At 67.2% G+C, this 14,723-nt stretch carries 10 protein-coding genes, 1 tRNA gene, 1 other RNA gene and 1 pseudogene; 8 read left to right on the forward strand and 5 right to left on the reverse strand.

The genetic code is table 11. The features are described 5' to 3' along the window. The first annotated feature begins 133 nt into the window (after positions 1 to 133). Positions 134 to 1,063, forward strand: coding sequence for a hypothetical protein (locus tag ASG79_RS14760; protein WP_018771866.1), 930 nt, complete (start codon positions 134 to 136; stop codon positions 1,061 to 1,063). 94 nt (positions 1,064 to 1,157) lie between these two features. Then, positions 1,158 to 2,783, forward strand: a complete 1,626-nt coding sequence (locus ASG79_RS14765; RefSeq protein ID WP_018771865.1) for a stealth conserved region 3 domain-containing protein — start codon at positions 1,158 to 1,160, stop codon at positions 2,781 to 2,783. A gap of 17 nt (positions 2,784 to 2,800) precedes the next feature. Here ASG79_RS14765 and ASG79_RS14770 read toward each other — a convergent pair whose 3' ends face one another. Both ASG79_RS14770 and ASG79_RS14775 read right to left on the reverse strand, forming a co-directional pair. Next, positions 2,801 to 3,730 (reverse strand): phosphodiesterase, encoded by a 930-nt coding sequence (locus ASG79_RS14770; protein WP_018771864.1) that lies wholly within the window; start codon positions 3,728 to 3,730, stop codon positions 2,801 to 2,803. A 159-nt stretch (positions 3,731 to 3,889) separates the two neighbouring features. Beyond that, positions 3,890 to 4,402, reverse strand: a complete 513-nt coding sequence (locus tag ASG79_RS14775; RefSeq protein WP_018771863.1) for a glutathione peroxidase — start codon at positions 4,400 to 4,402, stop codon at positions 3,890 to 3,892. A 347-nt stretch (positions 4,403 to 4,749) separates the two neighbouring features. Between ASG79_RS14775 and ASG79_RS24315 the strand changes: the two genes are divergently transcribed. Next, positions 4,750 to 5,145: a hypothetical protein gene (locus tag ASG79_RS24315; protein ID WP_056392201.1), complete on the forward strand. Its 396-nt coding sequence runs from the start codon at positions 4,750 to 4,752 to the stop codon at positions 5,143 to 5,145. 74 nt (positions 5,146 to 5,219) lie between these two features. Here ASG79_RS24315 and ASG79_RS24385 read toward each other — a convergent pair. Further along, positions 5,220 to 6,074, reverse strand: a pseudogene (locus tag ASG79_RS24385) (M23 family metallopeptidase); the annotation flags it as partial. 102 nt (positions 6,075 to 6,176) lie between these two features. Here ASG79_RS24385 and ASG79_RS14790 point away from each other — a divergent pair. Further along, positions 6,177 to 7,112, forward strand: coding sequence for an oxygenase MpaB family protein (locus tag ASG79_RS14790; RefSeq protein ID WP_018771861.1), 936 nt, complete (start codon positions 6,177 to 6,179; stop codon positions 7,110 to 7,112). Between the two features lie 80 nt (positions 7,113 to 7,192). Here the strand turns inward: ASG79_RS14790 and ASG79_RS14795 are convergent. Then, positions 7,193 to 7,277, reverse strand: a tRNA-Ser gene (locus ASG79_RS14795). Between the two features lie 391 nt (positions 7,278 to 7,668). Here ASG79_RS14795 and ffs point away from each other — a divergent pair. From ffs to recR, 3 genes are all read left to right on the forward strand, one after another. Beyond that, positions 7,669 to 7,765: signal recognition particle sRNA small type (ffs, locus tag ASG79_RS23120), an RNA gene on the forward strand. Between the two features lie 21 nt (positions 7,766 to 7,786). Then, complete coding sequence (locus ASG79_RS14800; RefSeq protein ID WP_082581790.1) at positions 7,787 to 11,233, forward strand: DNA polymerase III subunit gamma and tau; 3,447 nt, start codon at positions 7,787 to 7,789, stop codon at positions 11,231 to 11,233. Positions 11,234 to 11,325: 92 nt separating this feature from the next. Beyond that, a complete protein-coding gene (recR, locus tag ASG79_RS14805; protein ID WP_018771859.1) occupies positions 11,326 to 11,925 on the forward strand; it encodes a recombination mediator RecR in 600 nt (199 codons plus the stop codon). A gap of 33 nt (positions 11,926 to 11,958) precedes the next feature. On the opposite strand, the gene ASG79_RS14810 is transcribed toward recR, so the two are convergent. After that, complete coding sequence (locus ASG79_RS14810) at positions 11,959 to 13,092, reverse strand: hypothetical protein (protein ID WP_056392204.1); 1,134 nt, start codon at positions 13,090 to 13,092, stop codon at positions 11,959 to 11,961. Between the two features lie 244 nt (positions 13,093 to 13,336). On the opposite strand from ASG79_RS14810, the gene ASG79_RS14815 reads away from it, so the two are divergent. Further along, the gene (locus ASG79_RS14815; RefSeq protein ID WP_018771857.1) at positions 13,337 to 14,695 is read left to right on the forward strand and encodes an aspartate kinase; all 1,359 of its coding nucleotides are present in this window, start codon (positions 13,337 to 13,339) and stop codon (positions 14,693 to 14,695) included. The last annotated feature ends 28 nt before the right edge of the window (positions 14,696 to 14,723 follow it).

Genomic DNA, 14,723 nt, shown 5'->3' on the forward strand with positions numbered 1-14,723 from the left:
ACCGCGCTGCCCCAGCGAAAGTGGCAGGGCGGACCGGCGCCAGGTTGTAGCCAAACAGTGACCATATGCCATGCGCCCCGGCCGTAGGGCGGACACACAGCGGCAGCGCCTGCCGTGCTGACAGAATGGAACCATGACAGTATCCGAGTCCCCTGCCGCGCCCGTGCCCGGAATCCGCCAGCCGTCCGCGCCGCCGCTGGCGCTCCTGCTTGACGTGGACGGCCCCGTGGCCAGCCCGCTGACGCGGGACGTCAAACCGGACATCATCCTGGACCTGGTGGCGCTGGCCGCAGCCGGCATCCCCGTCATTTTCAACACCGGCCGTTCCGACGCCTTCATCCGCGAGCAGGTCATGGAACCGATGATCGCCGCCGGCATTCCAGCCGGAACTGTCATCCATGCCGTCTGCGAAAAGGGTGCGGTCTGGTTCAGCTACACCTCTGCCGGCCCCGGCCCCATCCACGTGGACCGGGAGCTTGCCGTTCCGGCGGCGTACGGCGACGACATCCGCCGGCTGGTGGCGGAGGACTATGCAGCCCACATGTTCTTCGACGAAACCAAGCGCGCCATGGTGTCCGTGGAGCAGCACATCGATGTGCCCAGCGCGGACTACCTGGCCGAGCAGAAGCTCTTCGACGCCGAGGCCATGGCGCTCATGGGGCGCCACGGGCTGGGCGTTGTCCGCCTGGACCACCACGCACCGAACTCCGACGACGAGGTGGACTACCGCGTGGACCCCACCATCATTTCCACGGACATCGAGTCGGTGCGGCTGGGGAAGGATCTTGGCGCCAGCCGGGCGGTGGAGCTGCTGGCGGCCCAGGGCATCACGCCGCAGGCGTGGCGGACGGTGGGCGATTCCCGCACCGACTACGCCATGGCGGACTGGCTGCACCATAACGACCACCCGGTGAAGCACGTGGATGTGCGGCCGGCGGACGGTGTGCCGGCCAAGCCCTATCCGGTGCTGACCGCAGCGGACCTCGGGCTGGAGGAAACAGTGATCCACGACGACGCCGGCGGGGCCTTCCTGCGCAGCTGGCGTGAGGCGCTGGACGCCTGAGCCCCTGCCGGGCCGCGGTCGAAACGTCGCCAAGGGGCTTCAACCGGGCCCCGAAACCTTCCGTTACTCCAGCAGGACTATCATGCAGTTAAGAATGCCCACTTCCACCAGCTCGGAGACAACCATTACAGAAGCACCGGTCCAGGACGAGGTCTACTACGGCGGCCAGGCGTCCGTGGAGGAACAATTTCACGCCGAGATCACGTCTCCGGCGGCAGAGCAGCGGCTCAGGCACCGCCCCGATGTCATCCGGCACAAGGGCCGTTTTGCCCTGATCAATGACACCAGGACTCCGTACCAGGCCATGGTGGAGGACCTGCTGTTCCTCCGCAATGTCCTGGCGAACGCGGGCCTCAACTATCTGCTGGTCCGTGGCAACAACGACCGCCCTGTCCTGGCCCTGGACTGGAAGGACCGGAAGAAGCTCCGGGCCGCCCTGGTGGAGGCGTGCCGGGACGAGCCCTTCTATTCCATGACCGTGGACGCCAAGAAGAAGACGTCTGTCCTGGTGGCCGACGGGGAGCTCTCGCCCAACCGGCAGGGCCGCATCTTCCGCCTGTACCGGCCCCGGGTGGAGCCGGTGGGCGGCTTCGAGTTCGGCGCCTCTGCCGGGGTGCAGATCGAACTCTGGTCCTTCGAGGGCGAGGAACTCATCCTTCCCATCGAAAACTCGCTGACCCGCAGGACCCTGCTGCGCCAGGACGCCGTCCGCGGCACCGTGGAACGCTACGGCCACACCTGGCCCACCATCGAGAACATGTTCGCCGACCACGCAAGCGACATCAGCTTCGACATCGACCTCGTCTTCTCCTGGGTGGACGGAAGCTCCCCGGAATACATTGCTGCCCGCCGCGCGCAGCAGCAGGGCGTCGTCCTGGGCGAAGGTGACGACCACGAGGCCCGGTTCCGGCAGATCAATGAACTCAAGTACGCGCTGCGGTCCGTGTACATGTTCGCGCCGTGGATCCGCCGCATCTTCATCGCCACCGACTCCCCCGCGCCTGCCTGGCTGGCAGAGCACCCGTCGGTCACCATTGTCCGCAGCGAGGAGTTCTTCGCGGACCCCTCCGTGCTGCCCACCCACAACTCCCAGGCCGTGGAGTGCCAGCTGCACCACATCGAAGGGTTGTCCGAGCACTTCCTCTACTCCAATGACGACATGTTCTTTGGCCGCCCCGTGGGCCCTGACATGTTCTTCACGCCCGGCGGCATCACCAAGTTCATCGAGGCGGAAACCAGGATCGGCCTGGGTGAGAACGCCGCTGAGCGCAGCGGGTTTGAGAATGCCGCCAGGGTGAACCGCAAGCTCCTGTGGAACCGGTTCGGCCGGATTACCACCCGCCACCTGGAGCACACCGCCGCGCCGCTGCGGCGCAGCGTGGTGGCCCAGATGGAGGAGGAGTTCCCCGCGGAGTTCAGCAAGACGGCAGCCAGCCGCTTCCGCGCTGCGGACAACATCTCCGTGACCAACTCGTTCTACCACTACTACGCACTGCTCACCGGCCGGGCCGTTACACAGACAGCCGCCAAGGTCCGCTACGTTGACACCACCATGCGCTCAGGGCTGAAATACCTGCCCAAGCTGCTGGCCAAGCGGAACATGGACTTCTTCTGCCTGAACGACGGGAGCTTCCCGGAGATCAGCGCGGACGAGCGCGCCGAAGTGGTCACGGACTTCCTGGAAAGGTACTTCCCCATCAAGGCGCCCTGGGAGAAGTAGCCCGGTCCAGGCTGTAGTCACCGCCTGGTGGACGCTCCGAGCTTGGCGTTGCCGCGCTGCTTGGTGGTCTCCGGGATCCGGATCCCCGCAGCCTCCAGCCGCCGGGCCGTTTCCTCGGGTGACACGTACTCGCCCACCGTTGGTGAAGCGCCCAGCGGGACCACGGAGTGCACGATGGTGTGCTCGTAGACGTGCACCAGGTTGAAGGCCTGGCCGCCGTCCTGCCCGCGCGTGCCTCCTACCGGGACGTTCAGGTCCTGGGTGTAGCAGGAGGCGGAAGCGACCGAGACGGGGACGCCGGCGAAGCTGGCCGTAGTGGAGTAGTGCAGGTGGCCGGCCAGGATGGTGCGGACGTCCGAGTTGCGGACCACTGCCTCCAGCGAGGCCTGGTCGCGCAGTTCCACCAGCACGGAAAGGTCAAGCACGGACGGGACCGGAGGGTGGTGGAGGGCCAGGATGGTGCCGTCCGGGGCAGGGGTTTCCAGCTGCCGGGCCAGCCAGTCCAGCTGGGCGCCGCTCAGTTCGCCGTGGTGGAAGCCCGGCACAGTGGTGTCCAGCGTGATGACGCGCAGCCCATTGATAAAGTAGCTGTGGTCCACCGGCTCGTCGCTGCCGGGCTGGTCGAGCAGGCCCTTGCGGAAGTTGGCCCGGTCATCGTGGTTTCCCATGGCCCAGATGACCTGGGCGCCGAGCTCCTTGCAGGCAGGGTCCACAATGGCCCGCAGTTTCACGTAGGCCCGCGGATCGCCTTTGTCAGCGAGGTCGCCGGTGAAGATGACGGCTTCCGGCCTTGCGCCGGATGCTTTGACTTCGTCGAAGAGCTGGATGAGCCTGGCTTCGCTGTCGACAGTTCCGTAGAGGGGGTCTGGACCTCCCAACAGGTGGGGATCGCTCAGGTGGAGTAGGAAGTGGCGTGGCCGGGGGTGTTCGGCCTCGATGTGCTCCATTGCTACCTCTATGGTCGGTGGGAAGCCGTTCTTCCCTTGTACCCTTCAGTAATATTTATCCAATCAGACATTTGGCAAACTTGGGGTAAATCGCCGGAGCTGATGTGGAAAAAGTTGGAAGAACTGCGCTTCTGCAGACCCGGTTCGGCCAGACCGCGTTTATCCGAGCTCCTGCTCGACCGCGTCGATGACCTCGGCCGAGTCCGGTTCAACGGTGGGGGCAAAGCGGGCCACCACCTCGCCGTCGCGGTTAACCAGGAACTTCTCGAAATTCCACTTCACCAGCCCCGGCAGCAGCCCCGTTTTGAACTTGGTGAGCTCGGTGTAGAGCGGGTGCTGATTCCTGCCCCGGACATCGGCCTTGGCGGTGAGCGGGAACGTGACCCCGAAATTGCGTTCGCAGAACTCCGCGATGTCGCGGTCGGTTCCGGGCTCCTGCCCTGCGAACTGGTTGCACGGAACGCCCAGGACCTCGAATCCGCGGTCCCGGAACTTCTCGTAAAGGGCTTCCAGTCCGGCGTACTGGGGGGTGAAGCCGCAGTTGGAGGCCACGTTGACCACCAACACCACTTTTCCCTTGAACTGGCTGAAGTCCGTCCGGGTGCCGTCGTTGAGGACCAGCGGGATGGGATACAGCGGCGCATGCCGTCGGGTCTGCGGAAGGTTGCTCATATGGACAGTTCGTTGCCGACGTCCCACCGTACGGGTCCAAAGTGAAGATTTCCTAGGCCGGCAGGGTGGTGGCCGTCGCGCTTGGCGTCATGGTTGACGAGGTGGTTGCCGTGGGCTCGGGTTCTGCCGGCGGAGGCGCCAGGGTTGGGGTTGGCGTGGGGCTCGGGGTCGGGGTCGGGGTCGGGGTTGGGGTCGGTTCGAGGGTTGTCTGCGCCGGGCTCGGGGTTGGGGTCGGTTCGAGGGTTGTCTGCGCCGGGCTCGGGGTTGGGGTTGGCGTGGGGCTCGGGGTCGGAGTGGGGCTCGGGGTTGGGGTCAGGGCCGGGGCTGGCGTAGCGGCCGCTGGAGCGGTGGGCAATGGTTCAGTCGGCGTCGGAGTCGGACCAGGGTCACTGGGCGACGGCGACGGCGACGGCGTCGGGCTGGGTGAGGCCGTCGAAGTCGCCGTCGGAGTTGCCGGGTCGGTCGGCGACGGCGACGGGCCGGGCGCGGGGTCCGTGGGCGACGGCGACGCAGCACTCCCCGAAGGTTCAGCGGGTGGCGGGGCCGTCGTCGTCAATTGCGCGTCAGGGGGCGCAAGCACTACACCCGTCGCCTCCGAGGGCGCAGGTGCCGGTGCAAGCGGCAGGAGTGGCGGGAAGGGTGAAACCTGCAGCCCGGCAGCGGGGATTTCTCCGCCCGGATCCACCCGGAGGGGGATGGTCCAGCTGATCCTGCCGGCAGACAGCCCCTGGCCGGGCGCATAGGAGACCATGTCGGCAGGAAGGGCCCAGTTCAAAGTGCGGAGCTGCAGGAAGCTCCATCTGAGGGGGTTTGTATACCGCCCGTTCAGGATGGCCTCGAAATGCAGGTGGCAGCCCGTGGACCATCCGGTGGTACCAACGCGCGCGATGACTTGGCCTGCCTGCACTGTATCGCCCGTATGGACGCCGATGGACTCAAGGTGGTTGTAGGTGGTGATGAGGCCGTCGCCATGATCGATCTCCACACGGTTGCCGCCGCCCCAGGGATGCCATCCGGCCGCGCGTACAACACCGGCGTCGGCTGCGTGGACGGGCATGCCGCAGGCCGCTGCATAATCCTGCCCCAGATGGAAATCACCAGCAGTCCCGCTGATCGGGCTGACCCGGAAGCCGAACGGCGAACTCGGCTCGAGGAGCTGAAGCGGGGCCATCAAAAAGCCGGCTCCGGGCCTGCCCGTGCCCGCCGGCCCTACTGTCAGGGCCGCCGGGGCATCTGCGCCCGTACTTCCTATCGCCGTATGTGGGAAGGCCAGGGTGACCATAGGACTGGACAGGATGGCCGGCGGAAGGGCGCCGGCGCCGACCTGGTCCGATGCCGGCGGACCGGGTTCCCTTTGCGCTTCCTCGATGCTGTTCCCGCCGGATGTTCCGCCGGGGACTGCAGCACCCTCGGTCCCGGTGCCCGCAACTGATCCCGTCCACTGCACGGGCCCTGCCGGGCCGGCAGAAAGGTTGACGGCATAAACGGACGCCGCCAGCACCCCCGCCGCGGCGACGGCGCGTGCAACGGGGGGAAAGCTACGCTGGGCCGGCTTTCTGGTGCCGGGCGCTGGATTCTTGCCCAAGTGACTGACTCCACGTCGTGGCCTGCCGCCCGTTGTCTCGACGGTATGTCCCATGGGACCACAGCACCGCAGGGGTGGAAACCCCATGGGTGCACATTGCGGGTTTTTTGCGGGCGTTAGGGGGTTGGGAGTTTCCGCTGCTCAGGAGGTTGGTCGCGGTGCCCCTGCAGAAATGGGCAACAATATCTCATGCGCAATGTCCTTCGTACATGGCAGGACGAAATCAAGAAGACCTTTTCAGGGAAGGCTGATGCACCACCGGACTGGTCGCTGCGGCTGGCGGAAGGCGACGACGCCGGCTACCACCTGCCCGGCTCGGCCGTCTGGGCAGTCCATGGCTCCATGACGCCGATCGTTGGCGGGATCCGGACACTGCTCATGCAGTCGCTGCACCCCGGTGCCCTGGCGGGAGTGCACGAACACTCCAACTTCCGGGAAGACCCCTTGCGCCGGCTGGCCAACACCATCCGGTGGATCTTCACGGTGACATACGGCTCAACGGCGGCCGCGGAGGAGGCAACACGGCGTGTCCGCCGGCTCCATGAGCCGGTCCAGGGCACCTACAAAGACAACGACGGCGGCACACGCACCTACAGTGCCAACGACTCCGGGCTGGCCGGCTGGATCCATATCGCCTTCACGGATGGCTTCCTGGCAGCCCATAAGATCTGGGGCGGACCCATTCCTGGCGGCCCGGACGCCTACGTCCGGGAGTGGGCCCAGGCCGGGCGGCTGGTGGGAGTGGACAACCCGCCGCTGACCGAGGCGGAGATGCGCGGCCAGCTGGACCAGTGGTACACGCAGGGCGTCCTGCGCGCGGACGACAGGGTGAAGGAAACGGTTCAGTTCATCCGCAACGCTCCGCTGCATCCCCTGCTGAAGCCCGGTTACCGGATCCTGTTTGCGGCCGCCGTCTACAGCTTGGAACCCCGGTACCGCCAGATGCTCGGGCTTTCCGTTCCACGGCTGGGCCCCTTCCCCCTGCCCGTGAGGCTGGGCACAAAGGTGGTGCTCGGCGTCGTCCATCTTGCCCTGGGCGGGCTTCGCCGGCGGATGGGTCCCAGCGAACTGGCTGCGAGGCAGCGCCTGAGGCGGCTGGGCGAGCCTTTGGCGGACATGGCCTAGGGGGTCCACGACCAGGAGCCCATGACGGCGGAAACGCAAGAACCCGGCCCCGGAATCACCGGGGCCGGGTTCTTAACCGGCGGAGAATGGGGGATTTGAACCCCCGAGGGCGTTAACCCAACACGCGTTCCAGGCGTGCGCCATAGGCCGCTAGGCGAATTCTCCAACTGCTTCTGAATCAAAAGCAGGTATTAGATTACCTGAACTTTTCCGCATCGCCCAATTGGGCTGTTCGGAGCAGGATTTCCGCGCTCCCCTGCCCGTGCCCGGAGACGCCTGCGCATCGCCCTTAAGCTGGAAATGGACGCCCCCAACGCGCCCATTCCCCGATGCACCGTTGAGCTGCCGGGTCCGTCCCGTTCAGCCAGGCCACGCAGCTCACAACCTTGAGATTGCCCCAATCGGTGTACATACCAATGATCGCGGCTGCCGGTGGGATAAGCAATGAAGACCGCCGTCTGAATAGCTTCCGGCACTGTGTTGTTCCCCAGAAGCGGGCTCCGGGAAGCAGGCGACGGCCGATTCGAGTCGAGCCGGATGTTCGGGTAAAGTAGCTCGCGGCCCCTCATGTGGCGTCATCCTGTTGAACTCCCCCAGGACCGGAAGGTAGCAAGGGTAGACGGGCTCTGGCGGGTGCATGGGGGGTCTTTACTATTCCCCCACAGGGCGGCATGATGTCGGCCCGGATTGGTAGGGTTTTCTCTGTGACAGTTACTACCGCCCTGTACCGCAGATACCGTCCCGACTCGTTCGCTGACGTTATCGGGCAGGAGCATGTCACCGAGCCGTTGATGACGGCTTTGCGGAAAAACCGGGTCAACCACGCCTACCTCTTTTCCGGCCCCAGGGGCTGCGGCAAGACCACGTCCGCCCGCATCCTGGCACGCTGCCTCAACTGCGCCCAGGGCCCTACGGACACCCCCTGCGGAACCTGCCCCAGCTGCGTCGAGCTGGCCCGCGGCGGTTCCGGTTCCCTTGACGTCATCGAGATTGACGCGGCGAGCCACGGCGGTGTTGACGACGCGCGGGACCTCCGCGAGCGCGCCACCTACGCCCCGGTGCGGGACCGCTACAAGATCTTCATCATCGACGAAGCCCACATGGTCACCTCCGCCGGCTTCAACGCCCTGCTGAAGATCGTCGAAGAGCCGCCGGAACACATCAAGTTCATCTTTGCCACCACGGAGCCGGACAAGGTCATCGGAACCATCCGCTCCCGGACCCACCACTACCCCTTCCGGTTGGTGCCGCCCGAGCCGCTGATGGCTTACCTTGAGCTCCTGTGCCGCCAGGAAAACGTTCCCGTCGCCCCCGGCGTCCTGTCACTGGTCATCCGCGCCGGCGGCGGCTCCGTCCGTGATTCGCTCTCCGTCCTGGACCAGCTCATGGCAGGCGCCGGACCCAATGGACTGGACTATGAGCTCGCCGTTGCACTGCTGGGCTACACCCATGCCTCGCTGCTGGACGATGTCGTGGAGGCCGTGGCCGCCTCCGACGCCGCCACAGTCTTCCGCGCCGTGGACCGGGTCATCCAGACTGGGCACGATCCCCGCCGGTTCGTGGAGGACCTGCTGGAGCGCTTCCGGGACCTGATCATTGTCCAGGCCATGCCCGAAAGTGCGCACGCCATCCTTCGGGGAATGCCAGCGGACCAGATCGCCCGCCTCCAGAACCAGGCCCACAACCTTGGCGCCGCGGAACTCTCGCGGGCCGCGGATGTCACCAACACGGCCCTGACCGAAATGACCGGAGCCACGTCCCCGCGGCTGCACCTGGAGCTGCTGTGTGCCCGGATCCTGCTGCCCAGCTCGGAACAGAATGAGCGCGGCATGGCGGCCCGCATTGACCGGGTGGAGCGGCGGCTCAACTACACAGGGAACGACGTCACCGCTCCGGCGGCACAGGCTGCTCCCGCAACGGCTGTGCCGGCAGCCGCACCTGCCGCCGCCACCCCGGGCACCTTCTCGCCCGAGCCCCTGCACCCAGCGGTGGCGGCCGGCCCTTCCGTTCAGGCGGCACCACAGCCACAGGCCCAAGCCGTCCCCACGCCATCCGAACCCACCCGGCCCGGCGCTGCCGGGTCCACTCCGGCCCAGGCCGCGCCCGCCCGGCCTGGCACTGACGCGCCCCGGAGCCCGCTGACACCGCCGCGGGTAAGCACCAATGACTGGCCTGTCGAGGACCCGGCGCGCCTCGGGACACCGGAGCGCCCCGCCGCCGCACGCACCGGCCAGGCAGCGCCCCAAAGTAACGCAGCGCCCCAAAGCAATGCAGCGCCCCAAAGTAACGCAGCGCCGTCCAGCAGCGCAGCGCCGCAAGCCAATGCCGCGCCGCCAAGCAACGCAGCAACGCCAGCCATTGCCGCATCCCGGTCTCCGGAGGACCGGCAGGCTTCCGCCCAGGCAGCGGTGCCGCCGCCGCACCAGGAGGCGCCCGCCAGGCCCGCCCCTGCGGCTCCCGCGGCCATGGGTGACGTTGAGGTCCTCCGCAGGGCGTGGCCGGATGTCCTGCAGGCACTGTCCAAAATCAAGCGCAGCACCTGGGCCCTCGTTGAGCCCAACGCGCAGGTCAGCGCCTTCGACGGCAGCGTTGTGACCTTGTCCTTCACCACGCCGGGACTCGCGGGCGCCTTTGGGAGGGCGGACCACTCGGACAACCTGCGCCAGGCCATCCACAAGACCGTCGGCATCGACTGCCAGATCAACGCGGTTTCCGGCGGCACCAGCCAAACGAGCTCTGAGCCAAACCCAAAAGTGCCGTCCAGCCCGGTGGTTCCGGCCACTTCAGCTGACGTTGCCTGGGGGCTTGCTCCTGCCCCCGCGCAGCCTGTCCCGCCGGCGCAGGCTCCCACAGCCGCCCCACCCGCGGCTCCGGCGGCTCCGGCGGGCGGAAGCCCTGAGAGCCCCGCCGCTGCCCGGAACCCGGTGCCTGCCCAGGGTTCCGCTGTTGGCAGAAGCTCCGGGAGCACAGCTGTTGCCGCAAGCCCGGAAGCCGTACCGGAGGGTACTCCCGCTGTGGCCGGCTCTCCAGGCGAAGGTCCGGTGGCCGACGCCGGCGTGCGCGGCCACGGGGACGCACAGCCCTCCCGTCCCGGCGCCCAGGTCCCGGGAACAGCCGCCGGCGCCTCTGGCCCGGACGCCGGCCAATCCCCATACCCGTCAGTGGGTGGCGACTACTCCTACTCCGACGACGACTGGGGCCCGCCGCGGGATGAGGACGCTCCCCCGCTGGATGAGGAACCCCCGATGGACTGGGTGCCCGCCACGCCGTCCGGCAACCGGGCAACGCCACCACCCCCCGAGGTGGGCGGCAGCCAGGAACCGTCAGGCTCCCGCGGTGACGCCGCTGCGCGCCCCCGGGAGGCAGCAACCAGTGGTTCCACCCCGGGCACCGTTGCCCAGCCCGGCAGCACAGATGCGGGTCCGGCCCACGATCCCTGGACGCGGGCTGTGGAACAGGCCCCCGGCGTCTGGGTTGTCGGAGACAAGAGCAACGTGGGTGCCAACCCCGCACCCGGCTCTGTACCCGATAACATCGGAACACAGGCCGACGTTCCGCATTACGCCCCTGCAACAGCCCAGGTACCGCCCTCCATCCCCGTTTCACCCGCGGCCGCGGCCCCTGCCCCTGCCCCTGTCGCAGCAGCGGGATGGGGTTCGGGCACGAGTACGGGTTCCATCGCAGGTTCCGCCCCGGGTGCAGTCTCCGGCCCCGGTCGCGGCGCGCCCGCCGCGGGATCCTACCCGGCGCAGTCCCCCGCCTCCGCTCCCGCGCCGGAATTCGCCATGGCCTCGGCGGCAGCCGCCCCGGTGGCCAAGGCAGCGGTTGCGCCCTCCCGTCCCCAGCCGGCGGCGGCTGCACCCGTGGCCGGACGGACTGAAACGCGGCAAAGCCTCTACCAGCGGCTGTCCAACAGCCCAGAGGCTGAGGCAGGACGGGCGAAGGCACCGGCCAGGGCCGCGTCCGCACCCAGCTCCTATGTCCAGGACGTGCCCAGCGCCGACGATGAAACCATCGAGGAGTCCGGCGTCTTCGGCCGGGCTGCCGTGGAACGCATCCTGGGCGGAAAATTGATCGAGGAGCGGTCGCTGGACGGAAGCCCGGTCACGCCACGCTATTGACGGCCGGCAAGGTCGACCGCCGGCGGGCAGCCCCGCAGCTATGACCAACTGAGTGTTCCACCCGCCATCCACACCAAACTAAAGAGGGAAACGTGTACGAAGGTGCTGTCCAGGAGCTGATCGACGAGCTCGGACGCCTTCCGGGGGTGGGCCCCAAGTCCGCACAGCGGCTGGCGTTCCACATCCTTGAAGCCGACCCCCAGGATATGAAGCGGCTGGTGGAAGCAATCACCACCGTCAAGGAGCGGGTCAAGTTTTGTACGGTCTGTGGCAATGTCACGGAGCAGGAACTGTGCAACATCTGCCGCGACCCGCGCCGTGATCCCGCGATCATCTGCGTGGTGGAGGAATCCAAGGATGTCCTGGCCGTGGAGCGCACCCGTTCGTTCCGCGGCAGGTACCACGTGCTGGGCGGTGCCATCAATCCCATCGCCGGCGTGGGACCGGAACAGCTGCGGATCCGCGAGCTGCTCACACGGTTGAACGACGGCGAAATCCAGGAAGTGATTATCGCCACCGATCCCAACCTTGAGGGCGAGGCAACGGCTACTTACCTGGCCCGCATGCTCAAGACGATCGGCATAGCCGTCACCCGTCTTGCCTCCGGCCTGCCCGTGGGCGGTGACTTGGAGTATGCGGACGAAGTCACCCTGGGCCGGGCCTTCGAGGGCCGGCGCAACGCCCTGGGCTGAGCGCAGGCGCCCGGTTTTTCCGAAGCACGCCCTTCAGGCCGGATCACCCCGTGCCCCGTCGCGGCGCCGCGCTGCGCGGTAACCTCCCGCCACGACGGCGCCGGCAATCGCCGCCTGGCCAAGGAGCCCCATCCCGGGCATGGGCGCCCGGGGCTCGTCCCGGCTGCGCGGTTGCCCCTGCACGCATGGCACCTGCATCCCGTCCGCAGCTTCCTGAATCGCTGCGGGCACCCATCCCAGGACCTGGCCGGCGCGGTCTGCCTCCGCCCCAGCCATCAGGAACAGGACGGGCGGGCTCAGCGCCGGGAGCCACATCAGACGCTCGGTGTGGTAAACCTCGCTGATGCCGGCCTCGATCTCGGAGCATCGGAAGGCCACGTGGGTTCCGTCGCGCGCCCGTTCGACATTCAGCGCCACCGTGACACGTTCCTCCGCCCGGACCAGGGGCAACAATCCGATGGCTGCGGCCGGGGCCCCTGCCACAAAGGCCAAGGCCAGCAACCCGCCGGCGGCATTCGCCAGGCGCGGACGTCCAGCCCATGCGGAGAGCCCAGCGCCCATGGCACCAAACACCCCGCACTCCACCAGGACGACGCCCGCAGAAACGGCCGCCACTGCCTCCGAAGCGCCCGCGATCCAGGCCTGCACCAGCAGTACACCGAGAACAACAGCTGCCAACACCAGTCCCCGCAAAGCCGTGGCCAGCAGTACCGCCAACAGGGCAAAACCTCCGGTACGCCCCCTCATGCCGCGGAACCTGCCCTCCGCTCGCACGCCCCAGGCAACAGCGGGCAAAGTGGCGGTCGCCGGCATCAGGGCTGACGCCAGCGAGTAGACCAGCAGGGGAAAGACTTCCGGACCGGCCCCGCCGCCCAGGGGCGCCAGCAGGACCACGGAACCGGCAGCAGCCCACGTGCACAGGACCGCGGCCGCCACCGTAAACCAGAACCGGATGGTTGTCAGGCTGACCAGCCAGTCGGCCAGTCCCTTGACCAGGCTTATCCTTGCGAAGCCCGGGCGTGGAGACCCGGAACGGGCGGTATCCAGGCCCTCGTTGGCGCTTTCCCCGCCGCGCTTATCCGCGTCCGGGCCGATCGGCTCAAAAAGCGGCTCCTGGGGCATTCCTGCAGTTGGCTGCGGGTCGTCGGCCACTACGGAATCCTCCATATCTCCAAAGGACCCCTGGCCCTGTGCCTTCCAAGGTCCGGGCTGCGGCCCGTGAAGCCGGGTAACTGGTCCAATCGTGGTCCACCACCCCGGGCCTGTCCATAGGAACCGTCGTGGCCGGTATGTGGTCACAATTCAACGCCGCTCCGGGCGCGGCGATAAACTGTCGGAGGAAAGTCGCGCCGTCCCGGCGTCAGGCTGCCTGGTTTCCCAGAACTCCAATTGATCCAATGAAGGTACGCGCATGAGTACGCCCACTGCCGAAGTGCACAACGCAACCCAGCCCCAGGTGGCCCCCGCCGCCGGCGCGGTGACGAAACAGCTCATCGTGCAGAAATTCGGCGGGTCCTCCGTTGCGGACGCCGACGGGATCAAGCGCGTGGCAAAGCGCGTCGTGGATGCCCAGGAAGCCGGCAACGAGGTGGTTGTAGTCGTCTCAGCCATGGGTGACACCACGGATGAACTCCTGGACCTCGCTGCCCAGGTGACCGACTCCGCCCCCGCCCGCGAAATGGACATGCTCCTCTCGGCCGGTGAACGCATCTCCATGGCCCTGCTGGCCATGGCCATCAACAAGCTCGGCGCCTCCGCCCAGTCCTTTACCGGATCGCAGGCAGGCATGATCACCGACGGAATCCACGGCAAGGCCCGGATTATCGACGTCGACCCGCACCGCATCCGCACCGCCCTGGACAAGGGCCACATCGCCATCGTGGCAGGCTTCCAGGGCATGAGCCGGGCCACGAACGAAATCACCACGTTGGGCCGCGGCGGCTCCGACACGACGGCGGTGGCTCTGGCGGCTGCCCTCGAAGCGGATGTCTGCGAGATCTACACCGACGTGGACGGAATCTTCACCGCCGATCCGCGCGTGGTCCCGTCGGCACAGAAGATCGACACCATTTCCAGCGAGGAGATGCTGGAGCTCGCCGCCTCGGGTGCCAAGATCCTCCACCTGCGCTGCGTGGAATACGCCCGCCGTTTCGGCGTCCCCCTGCACGTCCGTTCCTCATTCAGCCAGCATGAAGGCACCTGGGTCATCCCCAGCGCCGACGACAAGATCACCACTCAAGAGGGAGTTGCCTTGGAGCAGCCAATCATCTCCGGCGTTGCGCATGACCGTTCCGAAGCGAAGGTCACCGTGGTCGGCGTCCCCGACATCCCCGGCAAGGCCGCCGCAATCTTCCAGGTCATCGCCGACGCACACTCCAACATCGACATGATCGTCCAGAACGTGTCCACCCATGGCACGGGCAAGACCGACATCTCCTTCACCCTGCCCATCGTTGAAGGCGCGGACGCCCTGGCCGCACTTCACGCTGCCCAGGACCAGATCGGTTTTGAGGCCATTGAATACAACGAGCAGATCGGCAAGCTCTCCTTGATCGGTGCCGGCATGCGCTCCCACCCGGGCGTCTCCGCCACCTTCTTCAAGGCGCTGTCCGACGCCGGCATCAACATCAACATGATCTCCACCTCGGAAATCCGCATTTCCGTGGTGACCCACGCCGACCTGCTGGATGAGGCTGTCCGCGTGATCCACAAGGCGTTTGGGCTGGACACTGAAAGCGAAGCGACGGTTTACGGCGGCACCGGCCGCTAAGGACTCAACGAAAAAGCCGGGCTGCCTC

Source organism: Arthrobacter sp. Soil761 (assembly GCF_001428325.1).
Lineage (GTDB): Bacteria > Actinomycetota > Actinomycetes > Actinomycetales > Micrococcaceae > Arthrobacter.

Excerpts from the sequence above, each read along its gene's own strand:
- ASG79_RS14810 (WP_056392204.1), bottom strand. The coding sequence starts at position 13,092 with ATGGAGGATTCCGTAGTGGCCGACGACCCGCAGCCAACTGCAGGAATG.
- ASG79_RS14815 (WP_018771857.1), top strand. The coding sequence starts at position 13,337 with ATGAGTACGCCCACTGCCGAAGTGCACAACGCAACCCAGCCCCAGGTG.
- ASG79_RS14775 (WP_018771863.1), bottom strand. The coding sequence starts at position 4,402 with ATGAGCAACCTTCCGCAGACCCGACGGCATGCGCCGCTGTATCCCATC.
- ASG79_RS14765 (WP_018771865.1), top strand. The coding sequence starts at position 1,158 with ATGCCCACTTCCACCAGCTCGGAGACAACCATTACAGAAGCACCGGTC.
- ASG79_RS14790 (WP_018771861.1), top strand. The coding sequence starts at position 6,177 with ATGCGCAATGTCCTTCGTACATGGCAGGACGAAATCAAGAAGACCTTT.
- ASG79_RS14770 (WP_018771864.1), bottom strand. The coding sequence starts at position 3,730 with ATGGAGCACATCGAGGCCGAACACCCCCGGCCACGCCACTTCCTACTC.
- ASG79_RS14760 (WP_018771866.1), top strand. The coding sequence starts at position 134 with ATGACAGTATCCGAGTCCCCTGCCGCGCCCGTGCCCGGAATCCGCCAG.
- ASG79_RS14800 (WP_082581790.1), top strand. The coding sequence starts at position 7,787 with ATGTCGGCCCGGATTGGTAGGGTTTTCTCTGTGACAGTTACTACCGCC.